This window comes from Demequina silvatica (genome assembly GCF_000971215.1).
Lineage (GTDB): Bacteria > Actinomycetota > Actinomycetes > Actinomycetales > Demequinaceae > Demequina > Demequina silvatica.
Map to the genome: position 1 here is coordinate 1 of NZ_BBMA01000011.1, position 20,047 is coordinate 20,047.

A 20,047-nucleotide genomic window follows, 5' to 3' on the forward strand; every position below is an offset into this window, starting at 1 on the left:
CAGATAGGCAGTGCGCTCAGGGCGTTCGACACGGCCGTCTTCCCGGCCCAGATTGACGTCTTCAAGACGGCGTTGGCTGACCTCGCGATACATCTCGATGCTGGCACGGCAGCCTCATTTGCCGCTGCCTTCGCACGCACGCCCGACGGCTCTTCCAGGAGCCTCGCGCCGCGCGATGAAAGAAGTCTTGCGGCAGCCGCGACTGCGATCCTCGCCGAGGTCAATCTGGCAGCCCAGGGAGACTTTGGCGCCGAAGTCGAAGCATACGTTCGTGGAACTTCCGAGCCTGACGACGGCCTACCCGACTGGGTCCTTGCTTCGTACGTGCTGCTGCTCGTGACGGCGGTCGGATTTTGGTTGACCCTCGAGCACGAGGAAGCCGTCGCGTTCGTGGAGGAGCGCTGGTGGGTTCTCCTCGCTGGCTTCGGCTCGTACAAACTGGTGATGCGTGCGCTTGGGCAAGAGGGATCGCGGCTTGGTGAGCAGGCGTCGGAGCCAGGCCCAGACTCTCGCTCGACGTGAGGCACGGCGCCGTTGAAGGGAGCAGTTCGCCAAGCTGCCCATACGTTCATCCGGGACTTCACCAAGCCTGAAGCCTTAACTTGAGCCGCGATCGCGACGAAGTGGATCTAGGCGGCGGCTGTGTGGTCTCTCGAGGCGGGGCGCCTACTTGGTGTGCGTGAGCCCGGGCGGTTGGATCCGCGAGCGTACGGATCCGGATGCAGCATTGTCCCCGCTCGGCTCTAGACGCCAAGGTCTTCAAAGAACTCCTCGGTACCAAGCACGGGAACGCCACAGGCGCTCTGGATGGCCGCTGACTGCTCGTCTCGCAGGTGTTTTTCCTCGTGCGTCACATACGCGCCGCACCCGCTTGAAGCGGCACCGAGGTAGGGCCGATCCGACGGGTCGAAACACGCTTTGTCGAGAGCGTCCGCCGACTTCTGGGTCAACTTGCCGGACACATGTAGGAGCATCTGCGCTTTGTGGACGTGGGCGTAGATTTTGCGCCCGAGCATGCCCGGCTGGAGGTGGCGGGCATACTCGCCTTCGATGTGCCCGTCGAAGTCGAGGAGCACGTTCGACCCACGACTGCGCATGGCTTCGATTGCGCTGAGGACGCGGTGCAAGGTAATCACATCTGCATCGTCGTGCCCGATCAGCCAGCCGACGTCAAGTGCGTACCCTTCGTGGCTCACCGCGCCGCCTTCGCTGCGGCAGCGGTGAGTTCCATCAAGTCCTTCCAGTCCTCTTCGAAGAATCCATCCGGCACGGCGTCCTGCGCGAGGCGTCCGCGTTTGTCGATAGGTGAGCGTCGGACCTCGCCCCTGTCTACGAAGTATGCGGCGACGTGCTCGGGGCCGATCGTGGTGTCGGCGATGCGCCGCTGAAGTCGGAGCAGGATGTGTTCGCTATGGGTCTCAATGACTAGGCCCAGTTTGTTCTCGCGTGCCAGCTGTAGCATTACGTCGGCGAAGTTCCCTTGCGCCTCCGGGTGGAGGTGCAGTTCCGGCTGTTCGATCAGCACCGTAGAGCCTGCCTCAGCGGTTACCAGCGTCGTGATGATCGGCAGAACTTGGGAGACACCGAAACCCACGTCCGCGAGATTCTCAAGCCTGCCAGTTAGTGGTTCGCTCAGGAGGATGGCTGAATAGCCCGGCGCGAGCTTATCGATCTTGATGTCGTCGGCCATCTTCAAGTCCTTCAGGGCCTGTGCGACCGTGGCTGCGGTCTTGCCGCCTTGACGCAGGACTTCTATCGAGTCTCGCGTGGTCGACACACCCACTTGGTCCGTGCGGTAAGCCCTGGACGGCTGATCCCGGAGCGGCCCGATGTGAACGAGGCGTTGCGCGGCCAACTCCAAGACAATGCCGAGGGAGAACATCGAGTAATCAAACTCACGATCGACCTGCGCATTGTTCTGCCTCAACGCCGAATACCTGAGCGTCTGCGGAAGCAGCTCTCCGTTGATCTTTTGTTTGCGCCCGCCGCCGACACTTACGGTGTGCTTGCCGGGGCCGGTTCGCAACATCTCGATGATCGGGCTTGAACTGGGGGTTGGCTTGAAGACGATGCGGGATACCACTGTTCGGGACCGTTTGATGTTCCAGTGGAGAGTCAACTCGAACGTGAATCGTCCGGGAATGGAATCGGGGTGCCCTTCGAAGAGTGACGCCAGTTCCCTAGGAAGGCCAATCGTGAGCGATCGGAAGTCGAGCTCCGCGGAAATGCTTATGTCACGCCGAGGATCGCCGTTATGAACAGTCTCGAGGTACGACCCGAAGTCGACATCCGCTCCCGAGAATCCGGGTTCGCGCCCCGGAGGCTGCTCAAGGAACTGCTTCAGGAGTAGTGGAGCGCGCAGAATGGATGTCTTGCCCGAGCTGTTGCGACCGAACAGAAGAGTGACTGGTGCGTAGTCGATACGTCCTGTTTGCTCGAACGCGCGAAAGTTCGTCAAGGCGGCCGCTAGCCAAGTGATGCCGTCCGGCATGGTTCCTCTTCTCAGGCTAATTAAATGTGCTGCTACGGTATCGGCTCGCCAGGACCCCTAACTTGACACGTCGTCTAGCGGTTGGACCAGATCAGCAGTTCTCGGTTCCGTGGCTCGCAATGGATGCCCAATGGGGTCCTTGCGGGCACTCCGTAGCACTCACTCCTTCATTGGAGCAATCCCGTGGAACTCGTCGGGCTGGAATCTCGCGCGCGAGTGTTCGAGCTTGGCGTTGGCGGCAGTCGCCAGATCCACCCCAAGCACGTCGCTCAGGCGAAGCAGATAGGTCAGCACGTCGCTCAACTCTTCGCCAACGCGCTCCTTCCGAGCCGGATCGCTGAAATGCTCTGCGGCCTGCGCAGCGGGCACCCACTGAAACAACTCCGCGAGTTCGCCGACCTCGCCGACCAGGGCCAGCACAAGCGACTTCGGGTCGTGGAACTGCTCCCAGTCGCGTTCGCGGGCGAATTCTCGGAGTTCGGCGGTCAGGGCGCGCAAGGAATCATGATTCGCCATGCGTCAGACCCTACGGGCTGAGTCGGCCGCGCCGGCGGAGAAGAAGGGCCGAAGGTGCTCGCGGAGTGCTTCATCGCAGACGTACACGTAGGTGCCAAGCATCCCACGTGTGAGCAGCACGGAGTAGATGTTCTTCACCATGCCGAGGATGTCGTCGTCTGAGTAGGTGAGGCCTCGCAAGTTGTTGTTGGCGCGCCCCTTCTTGTCGAAGTAGTTCGCGCGATCGAACCTGATCCTCTGAGACTTGGGATCGAAGTAGATATCGCGGCCGATGATGACGCCGACGTAGTTGAGGTCATAGCCCTGCACCGTGTGAATCGAGCCAACCTCGTCCACCGAGGTGCGGCTGTTGACCCAATCGGTGGCTTCGCGATTCCAGCACAGGCGGTTCCCGTCGATCTCCATGTCGAAGACGTCGTCGTCGGGCCTGCTGCCCTTGGAGTTCCACGGCCAGGCATAGCCCGCGGCGAGTCTTGCGAGACCGTGCTCACGATTCCGCATCAGGATCTCGTCGCGCATGCTCCCGAGGTCGTCGAAGAATCGGAGGTCGTAGCCGGCGAAACTTCGTGGTGCTTCCGGGGCGTAGTTGCTCAACACCTCTCGCACGTATCCGATGTAGTCATCGCCGGCCCTGACTCGCATCTGTGTCATCAAGGGGTACTTGCGATCGCCCGCGGACGCTCGGAGACCCTGAAGTGCCAAGGTCGGCACATCGATGGGGCGCACACCCTGGCCCTCGTCCAACAGGAATACCTGGTGGCGGCTGCGACGCACGATCCAGTCGATCTGAGTAAGGCCCTCCCAATCCTCGCTTGGCGAGGCAAGGCGCTGGCTGGTCTCCCGATAGGCCTTGGTCAGCGTGCCCATCGCCTGGGCGCCGTATTGGGTGAGGCGGTGAGTCTCGTCGACGACGAGCAGGTCGTAGTCCTGCTCCGAGTTCGCGACGTCATACGGCGTCAGGACCATCGACTTATGAAGGCCCGGCGTGCGGGCAAACACCTTCTTGATGGAGGCGCGGAGCGACTGCTGGGGTACCACCAGCCCGATGCGCGCCGACTCGAGCAAGTCTCGCCGGTCACTCTCGAAGAACTCCGAGAACACGGACTCTGCGTCGGGATTGTCGTGGTCGTTGCCGTTCTGAATATCGACGAGGAGCTTGATCAGATAGATCGCGACGATGGTCTTGCCGGTACCGGGACCACCCTCGACAACAGCGGTGCTGGCGACGCCCGACGCTCGATCAGCGAGGAGCCCATGAACGATGTCCTCGACGACGATCTCCTGGTCCTTGTTCAGCGCTTTGAATGGAGAGAGTTTGAAGAGGTCGCTGTTGACGATCTCAGGGATGCGCTTCTCGAAGAGGCCGGATGCTCGCAGCTGCTCGAAGATCTCGGCGAAGGCGTCCTGGTAGGCAGGGCGATCGAAGTACTCGGCATTGGTGACACCGTCATTGCGATTGAGGACCTGGAATCTCCCATCGCCCGAGAACATGCGGATGAGGAACGACTCGAGATCGAGGCAGACGGACTTGTTGAAGGTGTCGTCCACGACGATGCGCACCGACTTCAAGCCCCGCTTCTCCGCCGAGTCAAGGTGTTGGCGCATTCTCGATACGGCGTTCAGCGATTCACCGACGTATACGTCGCGGTCGTTGTTGAGCGTGTAGACGATGGGCCAATTGCGGTGGCGTCCGTGCGGATCCGACCACGCGTCGACCGAGCGCCGCGTGAAGTCGAGGCGTTCGATTCGCGTGCTGCCCCGTGACAGGGTGGCTTCACCCGCAGGATCCATAGAGTCAATCTAGGGGAGAAGTGCCTCTCCCAGGGGTTTTGCCTTCGCGTTGCTGCTGATCGGGACCAGCGGTTCGCGCGTACTCAGCGACCGCATCGTCCCTCCGGAGGACCAAAGTCCCTCGCGCCGCTTTCTGACACGCCTAGCGTCGCAAGAGGAGGCATGTCATGGACGACATCCGAATCCTCGAGCCCGAGGGCCTCGACGCCCTTATCGCAGAGTTGCGCCAGCGCGGCTACTGCGTCGTTGGGCCGACCGTCCGAGGTGACGCGATAGTCACGAGCGATATCTACGCGGCGTCCGACCTGCCGCAGGGCGTCGGCGACGAGCAGGAGGCAGGCAGGTATCGGCTCCGCCAGCGCGACGACGACGCCTACTTCGGCTTCGCCGACCCCGCCCAGTCCACCAAGCCCGTGTTCTTCCCGGCCGAGGAGGTCGTCTGGCGCGGCCGCCGCGAGGAGGGCCACTTCACCGTCGAGCGCGACACGCCGGACGCCCCGCCTATCGCCCTGCTGGGCGTACGCAGCTGCGACCTCCGCGCAGTCCAGATCCACGACGCCGTCCTCGCCGACCGGCCCTTCCACGACGCCCATTACGTCGCCCGCCGCGACGGCACCTTCACCGTCGCCGTCGCCTGCGGCGAGCCCGCCGCCACGTGCTTCTGCGCCTCGATGGGCACGGGCCCGCGCCCCGCGGCGACCAACCCGGACACCCAAGAGCCCGCCTACGACCTTCTCCTCACGGAGGTCATGGAGCCCGAGCACCACTTCGTCGTCGAGATCGGCACCGAGCGAGGCAGGGACGTGGCGGACGCCGTCGACACCACCCCGGCCGGCCCCGCCGAGCAGCAGGAAGCGATCGCGGTCACCGACTCCGCGGCAGCACGCCAGACAAGAAGCATCGACACCGCCACCATCCACAACGTCCTCCAGGCCTCCGCCGAGTCCCCGCGCTGGGACGACGTCGCCTCCCGCTGCCTCGCATGCACCAATTGCACCCTCGTGTGCCCGACCTGCTTCTGCACCACCATCCAGGACACCAGCGACCTCGCCGGCGACAACGCCGAGCGCCACCGCGTCTGGGACTCCTGCTTCTCCGAGAACTTCAGCTACATCCACGGCGGTCCCCTCCGCGGCGACGTCAAGGCCCGCTACCGCCAATGGATCACCCACAAGCTGTCCAGCTGGGAGGACCAGTTCGGGATGCTCGGCTGCGTCGGCTGCGGCCGCTGCATCGCCTGGTGCCCCGTCGGCATCGACATCACCGAGGAGGCCGCCGCGCTCGGCCGGATGGCGACCGCCGCATCGTCCTGACAACCACGGGACGATGCGCCGGGCACGTCCCGCTCGGAACGTCGCCTACGCCGCCACCACCCTGGGCAATACCACCCGCCTGAGCCCGTCCGCCCCGAGCGATACCACCGTGAGCAGCTCCTCGCGCCCCGCCGGCGGCAGCAGCAAGGCCATCGCGAACAGTATCCGCGATCGTCCGATAGCGGTCGCTAGCCCGGCTACGTGTTCTGGTGGGACTGAGTGTCAGAGGCACGCGTGACTATTGGCGAGAGCCAAGGGGCTCGGAAGTTCCGACCAAGGGAAGCGATCATGCAACCTCAGTTCTCAGCCAGTGTCATGCTCCACTGCCAGGGCAACCACGCAGCTCACCCGCTGTGCGTTCCGGTGTCGCGTGCAGTGCCGGCGCGCCTGCGATGCGCGGCGGGTGCCCCCGCGGGTTACGGCAGCGGCGGCGGCGGCGGGTGCGCAGTTCCGGCTGATCTCCAGGCGCGTGTAGAGGCTGAGTTGCGGGACCGGCCCGCCCACTGGATTCAACTGGGTGTCATCGAGATCTACGCCTAGGGCACCGTACGTCAGCACTCAGGTCGGTGTCGTACCGGCAAGTGTGCGCTTGCGGCAGCGAGAAGCACGCCCGATTCGGGTCGAGCGATGGCAGTAAGCCCAAGTCGCTCGCCGCCAACAACTGGCGACGCGACTTCGCTAGATACTGTCGACCCCGATCGCGCCTTCTTGACGCGGGTGCCGTCGCGCTCGGCCTCGACCTCAGCGCATGGGGCGGCCCACGCTCGGTCGGATGGCGACCGCCGCGGGAGGCGCGCGATAGCGGCAGAAGCCAACCCGCGCATCGTCTCCCTTCCTAAGCCGCCGCCACCCGAGGCAACGCCACCCGCCGGAGCCCATCGGCCCCGAGCGACACCACCGTCAGCAGCTCCTCGCGCCCGGCCGGCAGCAGCCGCACCGTCACCGTCCCGTCGGTGGCCCCGTCGAGCGCCCCCGACACGGCGGTCACCACCGCATCGGTCTCGACCACCGACAGCGGAGCCCCGAGATCATCGAGCAGTGTCACGTTGACCCCCCGCGACCTCGCCCGGGTCGCGGCGGCCACGATCGGCGGCAGCGAGAGCCCGTGTCCGCGCACCGAGTCGCGGAGCTGGGCCTCGACGCGGATGATCTCGTCGCGCATCTCGTCGGTCAGCGGCGCTCCCGACGCGATGACGGTGAGCACCGGGCCGACGATCTCGGCGAGCTCGTCGGCCCGCTGGTCCTGGACCCGGCGCGCCGCCTCGACCGCGCCCGCCGCGGCCGCCGCCTCGACCGACCGCTTCGCGAGCGCGTTGATGCGCCATGTCGCACGGCGCAGCGCGCTGCCGAAGAGCGTCGCAATAAGCAAGAGAAGCACCTGCGGGCTCGCGAGCAGCAGCCCGGAGAGGAAGCCGCGGCCTGCGAGCTCGGCCCACGCCATGGTCTCGACGAGCATCGCGATCCCGCCCGTCCACGCGAGCAGGATGCGACGGCGCAGGATGAGGAACCACAGCAGCCATGTGTTCGCGCCCAGGTACCAGGTCGCGCGGCCCAGCGCGCCGGTGTCGGGCAGCGCGTAGAGCACCAACGCTGTCGACGCCACCACGATCCCGAGCGTCGCGAACGTGAGGTTGTGCGGGAACGGGTCCGGGTGCGGCCGGGTCACGATGAACCCGCCCGCCGTTACCAGCGCGACCGCGACCCAGGACGCCCACACGTGGTCGAGCAGGTCCGCGGTGCTTGCCACGAACGCGATGTTGGAGATCACGTACACGCCGAGGATCACCTGGGCGCCGCGGGAGTGCAGTCCAAGGAGGCGGCTGATGTCGGCGCTGTGGCCGGCGGGGAGCTCCGCGGTGGTGGGGCGGGTGTTGGGGCGTGCGTTGGGTGTGGCGGTCATCGGGCGTCCTCCGCCCGCCACCACAGCTCCACCGTGGTGCCCTTGCCCGGCGTCGACGAGATCCGCGAGCCGCCGCCGGCGAGCGCCTCCATGCGGCCGCGGATGCTCACCTGCAGGCCGAGCCTGCGCGCGGAGACGTTGCGGGGTGAGAAGCCGCGGCCGTCGTCGCGGACGCTCACGCGGACGTCGCCGTCCGCGACGGTGACCGCGAGGACGATGGCGACGGGCTCGCCGGGGTCGGCGGCGTGGATGACGCTGTTCCGCATCGCCTCGCCGGCGGCCTCGGCGAGGGCGGTGACCGCGGGCGCGGGGATGTCGTGGGTCGCGGTGACGGTCGCTTTGACGATGATGTCGTCGCTGATCGCGCTCGCCGTGGCGCGGAGGGCCGCGACCACCTGTGCCGGGGGATACTCCGCGTCGCCGGTGCGCGCGCCGCGGATGGCATTGACGTAGCCGAGGGCGCGCTGGGCGCGCGCGGGAACGGTCTCGTTGACGGGCTGGCGGACGGCGGCGAGGAGGACGGAGATGATCTCGTCGTGCACCACGGCGTTGATGCGGGCCTGCTCGCGCTCGCCGGTGCGCTCCGCGGCCTCGCGGGCCGCCTCCGCGCGGGCGCGCTCCGCCTCGAGATCCTGCCGCGCGGCGGCGGTGACCACGCCGGCGCCGGCACCGGTGAGGATGAGCGACGTCACCAGCGCGCCGATGCCGTCGAGGAGCGACTGCTCGAGGTCGCCGCCGCTCGCGAGGTACTCGACGGTCGCGACCAGCGGAAACTGCGCGACCGCGAACAGCCACACCGCCGGCCGGTTCCATGCCACTGCGAGCAGCGTCGCGTGGATCGCGCCGTAGCCCTGCAGCCACGGCGCGGCGCCGTCTGCGAGGGCGTCCCCGGTCATCATCGGCACCCAAAGTAGCTGCGCGGCGACGAAGCCGAGCGCGCCGGCCGTCACCAGGATGCGGAGCACGCGCATCGGCGCGAACCACGCGAGGATCGCGTAGCTCGCAGGTATCACGGCCCCCACCAGCACGGTGAACGCGCCGAACGGCGCCCGGAGCTGGTCCATCTGCGCGAGGAAGCCGTTGGGGCCGTTCGCGAGGAGGATCACGAAGAGCGTTGTCGCGACGCCGATCGCGAAGTACGTGGTGCGCTGCATCCGCTCGCGCGCGCTGCGCGGGGCCGCGGCAAGCGCGTCACCACGTGCCTTGCTGTTCGATTCCGAGAGCGCTCGGGGGCGCGCGCTCGTCTCCATCCATGCCCTCCCGCAGGTTGTGAAGCCATCCTAGAACGCGGCTATCCCGGCTGCGCGGCGCCCAAGGCGCCTGGAAGGAGGGCTGTTGCGGGGCATCGTCCCCTGGCGCAGTGATGCGCGGGGTGGCGATGTCCTCGGAACCACGCAGCGTCCGCCGCGTCCACAGATCTCGGCGCGGTCGGCGACGCGATGCGGCTCGAGTGGTGACCTGACTGTGTGACGAGAACCCGCAAGAAGACCGAAGCTGCACGGGCCGCGCGCCGCCGGTCCGACGAGGACCTCCTGCGCCGCCTGACTGATGACGAGCTGTACGCGCTGCTGAGGTTGGCGGGTGCGGAGCGTCGATCCTTGATCGAGGCGAAGCGGCTGGTTCGCGAGGAGATCGACCGCAGGTACGTCGGCGACGAGTTGCGGCGCGGCAGGATGCGCGCGGGGCTTGCCTCACTCGTAGAACCGTCCGATACTGATAGTGATACTGGATCCGGATGATGGTCGCGCGGATTGACAAGATCGTGGAAGCGATGCGAGCGGCGCCCGCGAACGTCGCCTTCGATGACCTTGCCCGGGTGTGCGACCACTACTTCGGAGCCGCGCGGCGCTCCTCGGGCTCGCACCGCGTGTACCGGACGCCATGGCAAGGAGATCCGCGCGTGAACATCCAGAACAGGTCGGGAAGCGCCAAGCCCTATCAGGTGCGACAGGTGCTCGCAGCGATCGACCGGTTGCGCGCGGAGTTCGGGGAGCGGCCGTGAACGCGGCGCACTTCACGTACCGCGTGACGTGGTCGCCCGAGGATGCGGAGTACGTCGGCACCGTCGCCGAGTTTCCCTCGCTCTCGTGGCTCGACGCCGACGAACGAGCCGCGTTCGACGGGATCCGAGGCCTCGCCGCGCAGGTGGTCCAGGACCTCCGCGAGGCGGGGGAGGAGGTGCCGGAGGCGTTGGCCGACCGCTCCTACTCGGGCAAGTTCCAGGTGCGCACCACGCCCGCGCGCCACCGCGAGCTGGCGATCGCCGCCGCCGAGGCCGGCGTTTCGATGAACCGCCTGGTGAACGATCGACTCGCGTCGGATCGGTGATCGAGTATCCCCTAGCCGTGATGGCGGGCGTGCGGCTCCGTCGCGGCCCAGAACCTCTGTGATCGCCCACCGCGATCGGGCCTGACGGCGCCCTACGTCCGCCCTCGATCGGCCACCTCGCACCGCCAGAAGCAGCCCTGTGGACAACGGCTTCGGTGTCGGTGCCCGTTGTTACGGTGCGAGAGTCCGAGGAGGCGGCCATGCGAAGCGAAGACCACGCCAAGATCCATCTCGCGTACGTGCCCGGAGTGGGGCTGGCGGGGGAGTGGCCATGGGCGACGCCGGTGGACGCGGACGAGGGCGGCGGCACCTTCCGCCTCGAGAACTTCCTCATGATGACGCCGCTCGTGGTGGGTGACCTGGTGCGATGTGAGAGGGGCGAGGACTCCCACCTTCACGTGGTGGAGGTGCTCGCGCTCATGCCCGGCCTCCTGCTCGGGGTGACCCATCCGAGTGACATCGAGGCGACCGTGCGTCCCGTCGCCCAGGAGCTGATCCACGCGGGCCTTGCGGTGAACCGTCCGGGCGACGGCTTTCTCCAGGTCTGGGCGAACGCGTATCCGCCCCACCTCGCGCAGGACCTGGTGAGGCGCGAGTGGCCCGACGGCTGGGAGGTCGTGGAGAGGCTCGACCCGGTGGGCCGCATCAGGCACGTCGATGAAGCCGTCAACTTCACACCCGCGCCTTTCCCGAGGGCGGCGGAGGGCGACACCGGGTATTGGGCGGCCGACGATCCCGCATGGGCGCGCCACGGCGTCAGCGATCCGGCCACGCTCGCCCGCTTGCAGGCGCTGGCCGTCGAGGACCCGCGCGTCCTCGCGACCATCCGCGCCGGCAGGCACGCCGATGTGCTCGAGTTCATGGCCCGCATCGCGGAGCCGGACCCGCGGCGGCTTCCACCCCTGACGCGCCGGCTGCTGGTCGATCCGCCGGAGGGGTGACCGGTGCATCCCTGCCCTCGCCGCCTACGCCCCAAGCGTGCAGCGCAGATCCTTGACCAGCGCCACCAGGTGACGCGGATCCGACGGACTCGCCTCGAAGCCGGGTAGAGCGTGCAGGTAGAAGGCGAGCGCCGCATCGTCCTCCGCATGGACGAGCAGCCCGCGGCACCCGATGCGCGTCGACAGCTCGACGGTGCGCATCACCACGTCCGCGAGGAGGGCATGCCCGAGGCCGCGCGACTCATGTCGCGTGTCGACCGCGAGGCGCGCGAGCAGCGCGAACGGCTGTGCGTGCCGGCCCACACCGCGAGCGACACGGGCCGGGACAGCGTCGATCGCGACGCTCGCCATGTTCCATGCGTAGTACGCCACCACATCGGGGGAGTCCTGCGGCGCGACGGCCATGACATGCGCGGTACGCGCGGCATGTGCCTGGCGCGCGTGCTCGCGCAACCACCGGGTCTGCTCGACGGAGCGAGACTCGAACGCGTCGAGAGCGTGGTCGGGGGTAAGCGCGCGCGGCCGCAGGTACACGCGGATCAGTCGACGAACGGCGACGGGCGGTTGAGGAGCTCCCTCAGGCCCGGCAGGTCTCGCGCCGGCCGGTCGAGCAGCTCCTCCCAGGCCGCAGCTTCGAGCGGAGACAGCACGAACTCCGTGCGATCGGCCAGCACGCGCTGCGCCGCGATACGGAGCTCCGCGGTGGCAAAAGCGGACACGTCGGTTCCCGCGGCCTGCGCCGCCCGCGCGATCAGGTCGCGGTCGCTGGAGGACACCCTGAACTCGAGACGCTGGTCCTTCCGAGGCGTGGTGGCGGTCATGATTCCTCCTGGTGCCTACTGTACGGACATTGTACGGCGGCCTCTCGATGCCGTCGATGCCGTGTCGATGAACCGCCTGGTGAACGATCGCCTCGCCTGGCATCGGCAATTCGGTATCCCCAGACCGTGACGGTGAGCGGCCACAGCCATAAGATTGACTTATGGCCCTTCTGGAGGCGTATCGCGATGCGCGGCGTGACGAGGAGATTGCGCGGTTGCGTCGGGTGCTCGCGCTCCGCGCACTGCTCGCCACAGGGATGTCGCAGGGTCGGGCCGCGAAGGCACTCGGAGTCTCGCAGCCCGCGGTGAGCCAGCAGCTCAAGTTCGCTCCCGACATTGACGCGATGCACCCGGTCGACCTTGTCCGCGCGGCCGCTCCGGTGCTCAGGACGCTTGCGACCGAGCACGGGTACCGGCGCCTGTCGGTGTTCGGGTCCGTGGCACGCGGCGACGCGACGCCGAGTTCCGACATCGATCTTCTTGTCGAGGCGCCCGAGGGTACGTCGTCCCTCGAGTTCGTCGCGTTCGCGCGGCTGCTGTCAACCGTGCTCGGCCGCGACGTAGACCTGGTCGATTTCGGAAGCCTTCGCGATGTCCTCGACGACGACATCCGCAGCGACGCCGTGCTCCTGTGATGGACCGCCGCGCCGCGAAGGAGCTCCTGCACATCGAGGGCTGGCTCGAGCGCGTCGACGAGATCGTGGGGCGCGGGCGGGACGCCTATCTGACTGACGACCTCCTTCAGGAGGCGGGGGACTCGCTCATGATGAAGCTCGGCGAGGCTGCCAACAGGCTGTCGCGCCTCGGTCTTCTCGAACCGGACGGCGTCGACTGGGCGCTCGCCGTCGCGAACCGGAACTACATCATCCATCAATACGACCGGGTGAACAGGGCGATGACCTGGGTCACGCTCGCCTCCGATCTGCCTCGGTGGCGTGCCTCGCTCGCACCGCTCTTCGCCCACGCGGCCGCATTGATCGAGCACGGCGAGGCCTAGCGTCCCGCCGCGATCGTCCGGCTGTTACCGCCCTGTCACACCCCTGCGCCACAATGGCGCACGTGCCCGCGACCGCCCGCGCCCTGCGCCTCCTCCAGCGCCTGGAGGAGGACGCCGCGTGGCGCCTGCTGCGCGCGGACAACGCGCCTATCGTCGCGGCGCTGCTCAAGGAGCACCTTGACGGCGACACCCCACGCCTCGCCGCGGAGGACCTCTATGAGCGCATCGACGCCGACCTCGACGACCTCCGCGCCCACGGACTCACCGTTCCCCAGACCGCGCAGGCCTACGTGAAGGCGTGGCGCGATGCGGGCTTCCTGGTGCGCCGCAGCACCGCCGACGCCCGCGGCGAGACACTCGAGCTGTCTGGCGCGGGGACCGCCGCCCTGCGCTTCCTCGAGTCGCGCGATGCGCCTCGCCGCTCGCTCACCGAGTCCCGCCTCGCCAGCCTGTCCGCCCAGCTCCGGCAGCTCGCGATCGACACGGACCCGTCCTCGACGCGCCGCCTCGAGCGCCTGCGGGAGGAGCGCGACGCGATCGACGCACGCATCGTCGCGGTTCAGGAGGGGAGGGACGATGCTCTGGCCGGGGAGCGCGCCGTCGAACGGGTCCAGGACCTGCTGGCTCAGGCGGCCGAGGTCCCCGACGACTTCGCGCGGGTGCGCTCCGAGTTCGAGGACCTCAACACGCTGCTGCGGATGCGGATCCTCGAGTCGGGCCAGACACAGAAGGAGGTGCTCGACGACGTCTTCCGCGGCGTCGACCTCATCGCGGAGTCCGACGCGGGCCGCTCCTTCGCAGGCTTCTCCGCGCTGGTGCTCGACCCTGCGCTCGGCACCGCCTTCGAGGAGGACGTGCGGCAGGTGCTCGAGCGGGACTTCGCGCGCGAGCTGAGCCTGCACGAGCGGCGTGCGCTCCGCGAGTTCCTCACCACCCTCAAGGACCGCAGCGCCGAGATCCACGACGTCATCACCCAGTTCGCCCGCGGCCTGCGCCGCTACGTCCGCTCCCAGGACTACCAGCGTGATCGCGTGCTCCGCGGTCTCATCCAGGAGGCGTTGGGCGACGCGCGCGACACCGCGCCGCACGTCAAGCCGTGGGCACCGCTGGGCATCGACCAGGACCTCACGCACGTCAAGATCGCCAGCGCCGGCGCCCTCACCCTGCACGACCCTTCCGAGGTGGACGCCCCGAGCGACCTCGCCACCCATGAGGGGGAGACTGCGGATCTCGAGGCCCTTCGCGAGCTCGCACGCGCCACCGAGATCGACTTCGGCGAGCTCACCGCGTCCGTCAACGACGTCCTCGACGCCGCCCGCGCGGATGACCCGACCGCCCTCGTCACGGTCGGCACAGTCCTCGGCGCGCACCGCGCCACCCAGGGCGTCGCGTCCGTGGTCGGACTGCTCGCGCTCGCGGCGCGTCACGGCATCGTCGACCCCGACGCGGACCCCGAGGCCTTGGAGTGGGAGGGGGCGGACGGCGCCCACCGCCGCGCCCGCGTCACCCGCCACGCCTTCACCGGGAGGATCCCATGACCGCCACCGACCACGACCTCACCGCCGCGGGCGAGGCCTTCGCCGCCCGCCCGGAGCTGTGGCCCGGCGACACCGGCACCCTCACCGACGGCTCGCGCCGCGCCCTGCTGTCGCTGGTGCGCGGGCCCTACCTCTCGCGCGACCGCGAGCCCGCGAACTGGGCCGCGCTGCTGGCAGACGAGCCCGCCATCCGCTCGCGCCTGAACGACCTGTTCCTCGACCTGGTGCTCGACACCGACGCGGAGGTCGCCTTCGTGCGCGGCGTCGCGGGCGAGGGGAACGATGCCCCGGTAGCGGTCCGCTCGGAGTCGCTCAGCTATCTGGACACGGTGATGCTGCTCGCGCTTCGCCAGCGCCTCATCCACGACGAGGGCCACGGCAGAGTGATGGTTGGTCAGGACGAGCTCTACGAGGAGCTTCAGGTGTTCCGCACCCCCGATCGCGACGAGTCGGACTTCACCAAGCGGCTCAACTCCTCCTGGGCGAAGATGCTCAACAAGCTGCGTGTGCTCCACGCGGTCGAGGACGGTCGCGCGGAGATCTCGCCGGTGGTGCGCCTGCTCATCGACGCGGACCGCGTCCGCGAGCTGCGCGCCGCCTTCGACAAGGCGCGCGAGGAGGAGCAGCGGTGACACTCGAACTCGACCTCGACCTGCCCGACCAGCACGCGCAGTGGCGACTCGCCCGCGTCGAGCTGGTCAACTGGGGCACATTCGACGGCCACCACACCGTCGACGTCGCCCGCGAGGGGCACCTGTTCACGGGCGCCTCGGGATCGGGCAAGTCCTCGATCCTCGACGCGATCGCGGCGGTGCTCACGCCCGACAGGTACATCACCTTCAACGCCGCCGCGCTCGACCAGGCGGGTGGCCGCGAGGACCGCAGCCTGATCAGCTACGTCCGCGGCGCGTGGAGCAAGGAGGCCGACGAGCTCGAGGACCGCACCGTCGCCGCGTACCTGCGCCCCGGCGCCACGTGGTCCGGCATCCTGCTGCGGTTCGAGGACCTTGCCGCCGAGCCCGTCACCCTGGTGCGCCTGTTCCACGCCCGCGGCACCGGCACGGACCGCAAGTCCCTCTCGGACGCCTGTGTCATCACCCGCAGCCGCGAGTCGCTCCTCGACTACCGCGACCATGCGGCGCGTGGCATCGAGGTGCGCCGCATCAAGGCCGACCTCGACCCGGTGGTCGTCACCTCGGCAGGCTCGCACGGCGGCTTCTACGCGCGCTTGCGCACCTTGCTGGGCATCTCGAGCGACAACGCGCTGAAGCTGCTCCACAAGACCCAGGCCGCCAAGAACCTGGGCACCCTGGACACGCTGTTCCGCCAGTTCATGCTCGATGAGCCGCGCACCTTCGAGCGCGCGGACAACGCCGTCGAGCAGTTCGGAGAGCTGCGCGAGGCCTACGAGCACGTGGTAGACCTGCGCCGCCAGCGCGACCAGCTGCGCCTGGCCGCCGACGCCGCGGCCGCCTACGAGGAGGCCGCCGCGACGGTCGCCGAGGCCGAGCGACTGGCCGAGCTGGTCCAGCCCTACGCCGACCAGGTCAAGCGCGACCTGGCCGAGCATGCGCTCCACGACGCCGAGGTGGCGGTCGCGACCACGGCGCAGGACCGCGAGCGCGCACGCGGCGCCGCCGGCGAGGGGCACGATGCGTGGGTCGCCGCGCAGATGGCCGCCGCCCGGGTGGGCGGCAACGACGCGACGCACCTGCGCAAGCGCATCGGCGAGGCCGACGCGCGCGTGGCCGAGGTGACCGACGAGCACACCCGCTTCGCGGGGCGCCTGAGCGCGACCGGGATCGCGCTTCCCGCCACCGCCGCCGAGTTCGCCGAGCTCGCGGTCGCGGCCCGGCGCGAGCTCGACGCGCCGCCTCCGCCGCCCGTCGCCTACGACCTCCAGGACGCTTCCGCAACCGCACGTCGCGAGGTGGCCGCGCTGGAGAAGGAGCTCGACGCTCTGCGCCACCGCCGCTCCAACATGGACGCCAACCTGCTGCGGCTGCGCGAATGCATCGCGGCCGAGGTGGGAGTGCCCGAGGCGGCGCTGCCCTTCGCCGGCGAGCTCATCGACGTCCGCGAGGACCAGTCGGCCTGGACGGGCGCGATCGAGCGCGTGCTCGCCCCGATCGCGACCGCGCTGCTGGTACCTGCCGACACCATCGGCGCCGTCCGGCGGTTCATCGACGGCCGTCACCTCGGTGTCCGGCTGGTGCTCGAGGAGGTCCCGCTCGAGGTGGAGGCGCCGCCAAAGGTGCGGGACGCATCGTCCGTGGTTCACAAGGTGACCGTCGCAGACGGGCCCTTCTCCGCCTACCTCAACCGGCGCCTGAGCAGGGACTTCGACGTAGCCTGCGTGGACGGGCCGGACGCGCTGGCGCGGGTCCAGCGGGGCGTCACCGTCGCCGGCCTGTACAAGCGCAGCGCCCACCGGTACGAGAAGGACGACCGTCGGGCGGTGGGGGACCGCGCCACCTGGGTGCTGGGTGGGAACAACAACGCGAAGGTCGAGGTCCTCCAGGAACGCCTGGGCCAGGCGCGTCGGGAACTCGCGGACCGGCAAGACGAGGTGGACGCCGCCGGCCGCGCCCGGGATGCGGTCCTTGCCCGCCGCCGCACCCTCGAGGAGATCACGGACACCGACTTCGCCCGCCTCGATGTCGCCGCCGCCCAGGGCCGCGTGGCGGCGCTGCGCGCGGAGCTCGAGACCCTGGTGCGCCCCGACAGCGACCTCGACCGTGCGATGCAGGCCGAGGCCGAGGCGAAGGCCGGCTACGACGCCGTCCAGGCGGCCGCGTCGCGCGCCGAGTCCGCCCACCTCGCCGCGCTCCACGAGCAGCAGCGGCTCGCCGGGATCCTCGCCGAGGTGGCGCACGCCGCGCCGCTCGATCCCGCCGACGCGGATGCCATCGACCGTCGCTTCACGGCGGTGCGTCGCTCGCGCAGCATCGACACCATCGACCGCACGGCCACCGAGGTGGGGGCCGCGCTCGCACGCGAGGCCAAGGCCGCCCACGCCGCGGCCCAGTCTGCCTCCACGCGCTTCGCGGCGCAGGCGGCCACCTACACGACCACATGGCCGGCGCAGGGCGCGGACCTCGCCGCCGACATCGAGGACCGCGACGGGTTCCGCGCGCTCCACGACGGGATCGTCGCCCGCGGATTGCCCGACCACGAGAAGAATTTCCTCAGGCTGCTGCGCGAGCGCTCGCGCGACACGCTCATCCACCTGCGCGACGAGATCATGGGCGCACCCCGCTCGGTCGAGCGGCGCATCGACCCCGTCAACGCGTCCCTGCTGCGCTCCGAGTTCGACGAGGGCAGCCATCTCGAGATCCGCGTGAAGACCCGCCGCTCCGGCGAGGTGGAGGAGTTCCTCACGGACTTGCGCGCCGTGGTCGACGGCGGCTTCGCGGAGGATTCGCTCGCCGCCGCGGAAAAGCGCTTCCAGGTGCTCACCCGCGTGATGGCGCGCTTGGGCTCCTCGCAGTCCGCGGACCGCGCGTGGCGCCGCCGCGTGCTCGACACGCGCGAGCACGTGAGCTTCCTCGCGCGCGAGCTCGAGGAGAACGGGGACGTGCGCTCGGTGCATGACTCGTCGGCAGGTCTCTCGGGTGGTCAGCGCCAGCGGCTGGTGGTGTTCTGCCTGGCAGCGGCGCTGCGCTATCAGCTCACCACCGAGGAGCACACGGTGCCGCGCTACGGCACCATCATTCTTGACGAGGCCTTCGACAAGTCCGACTCCACCTACACGCGGATGGCGATGGACATCTTCCGCGAGTTCGGTTTCCACATGGTCCTCGCGACGCCGCAGAAGCTCCTGCAGACGCTCGAGCCGTACCTGGGTGCGGTCACGTCGGTGTCCAATCCCACGCGTCGAGCGTCCGGCATGGCCCACGTGCGCTTCGAGAGCGCCTACGCGTGAGCGCACCGGTCACGCCCGCGGACCTGGCGGCCCGCGCATCGTCCCTCTGCACGCGGGATGGGCGCGCTTGGGCGGCAGGAGCGGATCCCGCGCCCCGGCTGGACGTCCCGCTCCACCCGCCGACCGAGCGTGCCGCGATCGACGACCTTGACGGCGCCCGCGCGTGGATCGAGTCGTGGCGCTCGGCGGAGGCGGCCTGGCCGGTGACGGTGACCTGGGAGGTGCGGAACTGGTCCCGCGTGGGCGCGCAGCAGGTCCCCGCGCGCGCATGCGTCGAAGGTGCCGACGCGCTGGTCGCCGTCGCGTCGCACGCGCGGCCCGACCTCGCCGCCGAGTGGGCGACGATGCGCTCGCGCTGCCTCGACCTGCGCGCGGCGCTGCTCCCACTCGCGACCGAGCCGGACCCGGTGGAGGCGGCGATCCGCCGTCACGCCGGCGCCATCGCCGCGCTGCCCGCCGTGGACTTCGCGGTGCTCGATGGCGTGGTGGCGTGGTTGGCCGTGAACCCCACCTCGGGACGCAGGGTACGGTCGCTGCCGATCCGTGGCATCGACACCAAGTGGCTCGAGCGGCACCGGGCGGTCGTGACGTCCATGGTCTCGGCGGTGACCGGGCGCGAGGGGCTCGGGCTGGTCGGCGCGCCGCCGCTGGTACGGGTGCGCGTCCTCGATCCCGGGCTCGCGATCGGCGGGCTCCTCGACGTCACGGCGCCCGCCGCCGAGCTCGCGGCGCTGCCGCTCGCACCGCGCGCCGTGGTGATCACCGAGAACCTCGAGACGTTGCTGGAGCTGCCCCGCCTCGACGGGGTCGTCGCGGTCCACGGCGCGGGATACGCCATCGACTCGGTCGCGACGCTGCCCTGGGTGCGCGGTACGCGGACCCTGTATTGCGGCGACCTCGACTCGCAGGGCTTCGCGATCCTGAACCGCGGCCGCGCGGCGGGCCTCGACGCCCAGTCGGTGCTCATGGACACCGAGACCCTGCTCGCGCATCGCGACCTCTGGGTCCGCGAGCCGACGCCGGCGACGGGGGAGTACACGCTCCTCACGGCTAGCGAGCGCGAGACGCTCGCAGTGCTCCGTGCCGAAGGACACGTGCGGCTCGAGCAGGAGCGCATCCCTTGGGAGGTTGCGCTGAGGGCGTTGAGCGCGGCGCTCGAAGGCGATGTCCTCGTGTAGTTCGCTTGCCCGGACGCAGACGCCGACCGTGGTGCCACGTTTCCGGGGTCGGCTCGCGGATGATCGCCGCTCCCAAAAATTGACGACTCTGAGTCTCCAAATTGACGACTCGGTCGGCTCGCGCTTGGCCGCGATCGGCGCGCTCAACCCTCGATACGGGAGGGACGCGCGAGCGGGTCGTGACCCTGAACGAAGAAGATCCCCCAAGTGCGCGTGCGTGCAGAGGCGTGGGGGATGTGGCGTCTCAACACTACCTTCCGCGGGCACGCGCGGTGCCGTGACCTAGGGATGCGGGTGCTCCACGCCAC

Annotated in this window: 19 protein-coding genes; 11 read left to right on the forward strand and 8 right to left on the reverse strand. The window is 69.2% G+C overall.

The annotated features are described in order from the left end of the window. Positions 1-522: hypothetical protein (locus tag AOM05_RS14450; RefSeq protein WP_169746757.1), on the forward strand; the 522-nt coding region annotated here is incomplete at its 5' end. A gap of 221 nt (positions 523-743) precedes the next feature. Here the strand turns inward: AOM05_RS14450 and AOM05_RS12435 are convergent. From AOM05_RS12435 to AOM05_RS12450, 4 genes are all read right to left on the reverse strand, one after another. After that, complete coding sequence (locus tag AOM05_RS12435; RefSeq protein ID WP_062522727.1) at positions 744-1,196, reverse strand: hypothetical protein; 453 nt, start codon at positions 1,194-1,196, stop codon at positions 744-746. Then, on the reverse strand, positions 1,193-2,491 hold the full coding sequence (locus tag AOM05_RS12440) for an AAA family ATPase (RefSeq protein ID WP_082097519.1): 1,299 nt from the start codon (positions 2,489-2,491) through the stop codon (positions 1,193-1,195). The genes AOM05_RS12435 and AOM05_RS12440 overlap by 4 nt, the downstream gene beginning before the upstream one ends. Before the next feature lie 159 nt (positions 2,492-2,650). After that, on the reverse strand, positions 2,651-3,007 hold the full coding sequence (locus AOM05_RS12445) for a nucleotide pyrophosphohydrolase (RefSeq protein WP_062522731.1): 357 nt from the start codon (positions 3,005-3,007) through the stop codon (positions 2,651-2,653). Positions 3,008-3,010: 3 nt separating this feature from the next. Beyond that, positions 3,011-4,798 carry a DNA/RNA helicase domain-containing protein gene (locus tag AOM05_RS12450; RefSeq protein WP_082097520.1) on the reverse strand — a complete coding sequence of 596 codons (1,788 nt, stop codon included), beginning with the start codon at positions 4,796-4,798 and terminating at the stop codon, positions 3,011-3,013. Positions 4,799-4,965: 167 nt separating this feature from the next. Here AOM05_RS12450 and AOM05_RS12455 point away from each other — a divergent pair, with 167 nt between their 5' ends. Further along, the gene (locus AOM05_RS12455; RefSeq protein WP_062522733.1) at positions 4,966-6,111 is read left to right on the forward strand and encodes a 4Fe-4S dicluster domain-containing protein; all 1,146 of its coding nucleotides are present in this window, start codon (positions 4,966-4,968) and stop codon (positions 6,109-6,111) included. A gap of 835 nt (positions 6,112-6,946) precedes the next feature. Here AOM05_RS12455 and AOM05_RS12460 read toward each other — a convergent pair. Together AOM05_RS12460 and AOM05_RS12465 are read right to left on the reverse strand one after the other, a co-directional pair. Continuing rightward, the gene (locus AOM05_RS12460; protein WP_156165181.1) at positions 6,947-8,011 is read right to left on the reverse strand and encodes a DUF8320 family protein; all 1,065 of its coding nucleotides are present in this window, start codon (positions 8,009-8,011) and stop codon (positions 6,947-6,949) included. Continuing rightward, positions 8,008-9,165 (reverse strand): sensor histidine kinase, encoded by a 1,158-nt coding sequence (locus AOM05_RS12465; RefSeq protein WP_169746758.1) that lies wholly within the window; start codon positions 9,163-9,165, stop codon positions 8,008-8,010. Before AOM05_RS12465 ends, AOM05_RS12460 begins: the two co-directional genes overlap by 4 nt. Before the next feature lie 581 nt (positions 9,166-9,746). Between AOM05_RS12465 and AOM05_RS12475 the strand changes: the two genes are divergently transcribed. From AOM05_RS12475 to AOM05_RS12485, 3 genes are all read left to right on the forward strand, one after another. Continuing rightward, positions 9,747-10,013: a toxin HicA gene (locus tag AOM05_RS12475; protein ID WP_228373303.1), complete on the forward strand. Its 267-nt coding sequence runs from the start codon at positions 9,747-9,749 to the stop codon at positions 10,011-10,013. Continuing rightward, positions 10,010-10,339: a type II toxin-antitoxin system HicB family antitoxin gene (locus AOM05_RS12480; RefSeq protein WP_062522741.1), complete on the forward strand. Its 330-nt coding sequence runs from the start codon at positions 10,010-10,012 to the stop codon at positions 10,337-10,339. Before AOM05_RS12475 ends, AOM05_RS12480 begins: the two co-directional genes overlap by 4 nt. 200 nt (positions 10,340-10,539) lie before the next feature. After that, a complete protein-coding gene (locus AOM05_RS12485) occupies positions 10,540-11,280 on the forward strand; it encodes a hypothetical protein (RefSeq protein ID WP_062522743.1) in 741 nt (246 codons plus the stop codon). A 24-nt stretch (positions 11,281-11,304) separates the two neighbouring features. Here the strand turns inward: AOM05_RS12485 and AOM05_RS12490 are convergent, their stop codons facing one another. Next, positions 11,305-11,685 (reverse strand): GNAT family N-acetyltransferase, encoded by a 381-nt coding sequence (locus tag AOM05_RS12490; RefSeq protein ID WP_228373304.1) that lies wholly within the window; start codon positions 11,683-11,685, stop codon positions 11,305-11,307. Between the two features lie 134 nt (positions 11,686-11,819). Continuing rightward, positions 11,820-12,101 (reverse strand): type II toxin-antitoxin system TacA family antitoxin, encoded by a 282-nt coding sequence (locus AOM05_RS12495; RefSeq protein ID WP_062522745.1) that lies wholly within the window; start codon positions 12,099-12,101, stop codon positions 11,820-11,822. Between the two features lie 161 nt (positions 12,102-12,262). On the opposite strand from AOM05_RS12495, the gene AOM05_RS12500 reads away from it, so the two are divergent. The 6 genes from AOM05_RS12500 to AOM05_RS12525 all read left to right on the forward strand — a co-directional run bounded on the left by AOM05_RS12500 (position 12,263) and on the right by AOM05_RS12525 (position 19,739). After that, positions 12,263-12,736 (forward strand): nucleotidyltransferase domain-containing protein, encoded by a 474-nt coding sequence (locus AOM05_RS12500; protein ID WP_062522747.1) that lies wholly within the window; start codon positions 12,263-12,265, stop codon positions 12,734-12,736. After that, complete coding sequence (locus tag AOM05_RS12505; RefSeq protein WP_062522748.1) at positions 12,736-13,098, forward strand: HepT-like ribonuclease domain-containing protein; 363 nt, start codon at positions 12,736-12,738, stop codon at positions 13,096-13,098. The genes AOM05_RS12500 and AOM05_RS12505 overlap by 1 nt, the downstream gene beginning before the upstream one ends. Before the next feature lie 62 nt (positions 13,099-13,160). Then, positions 13,161-14,636, forward strand: a complete 1,476-nt coding sequence (locus AOM05_RS12510) for a DUF3375 domain-containing protein (protein ID WP_062522750.1) — start codon at positions 13,161-13,163, stop codon at positions 14,634-14,636. Then, complete coding sequence (locus AOM05_RS12515) at positions 14,633-15,268, forward strand: DUF4194 domain-containing protein (protein WP_062522753.1); 636 nt, start codon at positions 14,633-14,635, stop codon at positions 15,266-15,268. The genes AOM05_RS12510 and AOM05_RS12515 overlap by 4 nt, the downstream gene beginning before the upstream one ends. Next, entirely contained in the window at positions 15,265-18,561 is a 3,297-nt protein-coding gene (locus AOM05_RS12520) for an ATP-binding protein (RefSeq protein ID WP_062522755.1), read from the forward strand. The genes AOM05_RS12515 and AOM05_RS12520 overlap by 4 nt, the downstream gene beginning before the upstream one ends. Next, complete coding sequence (locus AOM05_RS12525; RefSeq protein WP_062522758.1) at positions 18,558-19,739, forward strand: Wadjet anti-phage system protein JetD domain-containing protein; 1,182 nt, start codon at positions 18,558-18,560, stop codon at positions 19,737-19,739. Before AOM05_RS12520 ends, AOM05_RS12525 begins: the two co-directional genes overlap by 4 nt. The last annotated feature ends 308 nt before the right edge of the window (positions 19,740-20,047 follow it).

Coding starts and splice junctions, on each gene's coding strand:
- AOM05_RS12515 (WP_062522753.1), top strand. CDS start 14,633: ATGACCGCCACCGACCACGACCTCACCGCCGCGGGCGAGGCCTTCGCC.
- AOM05_RS12500 (WP_062522747.1), top strand. CDS start 12,263: ATGGCCCTTCTGGAGGCGTATCGCGATGCGCGGCGTGACGAGGAGATT.
- AOM05_RS12460 (WP_156165181.1), bottom strand. CDS start 8,011: ATGACCGCCACACCCAACGCACGCCCCAACACCCGCCCCACCACCGCG.
- AOM05_RS12495 (WP_062522745.1), bottom strand. CDS start 12,101: ATGACCGCCACCACGCCTCGGAAGGACCAGCGTCTCGAGTTCAGGGTG.
- AOM05_RS12445 (WP_062522731.1), bottom strand. CDS start 3,007: ATGGCGAATCATGATTCCTTGCGCGCCCTGACCGCCGAACTCCGAGAA.
- AOM05_RS12490 (WP_228373304.1), bottom strand. CDS start 11,685: ATGGCCGTCGCGCCGCAGGACTCCCCCGATGTGGTGGCGTACTACGCA.
- AOM05_RS12475 (WP_228373303.1), top strand. CDS start 9,747: ATGATGGTCGCGCGGATTGACAAGATCGTGGAAGCGATGCGAGCGGCG.
- AOM05_RS12450 (WP_082097520.1), bottom strand. CDS start 4,798: ATGGATCCTGCGGGTGAAGCCACCCTGTCACGGGGCAGCACGCGAATC.
- AOM05_RS12465 (WP_169746758.1), bottom strand. CDS start 9,165: ATGCAGCGCACCACGTACTTCGCGATCGGCGTCGCGACAACGCTCTTC.
- AOM05_RS12505 (WP_062522748.1), top strand. CDS start 12,736: ATGGACCGCCGCGCCGCGAAGGAGCTCCTGCACATCGAGGGCTGGCTC.
- AOM05_RS12485 (WP_062522743.1), top strand. CDS start 10,540: ATGCGAAGCGAAGACCACGCCAAGATCCATCTCGCGTACGTGCCCGGA.
- AOM05_RS12440 (WP_082097519.1), bottom strand. CDS start 2,491: ATGCCGGACGGCATCACTTGGCTAGCGGCCGCCTTGACGAACTTTCGC.
- AOM05_RS12455 (WP_062522733.1), top strand. CDS start 4,966: ATGGACGACATCCGAATCCTCGAGCCCGAGGGCCTCGACGCCCTTATC.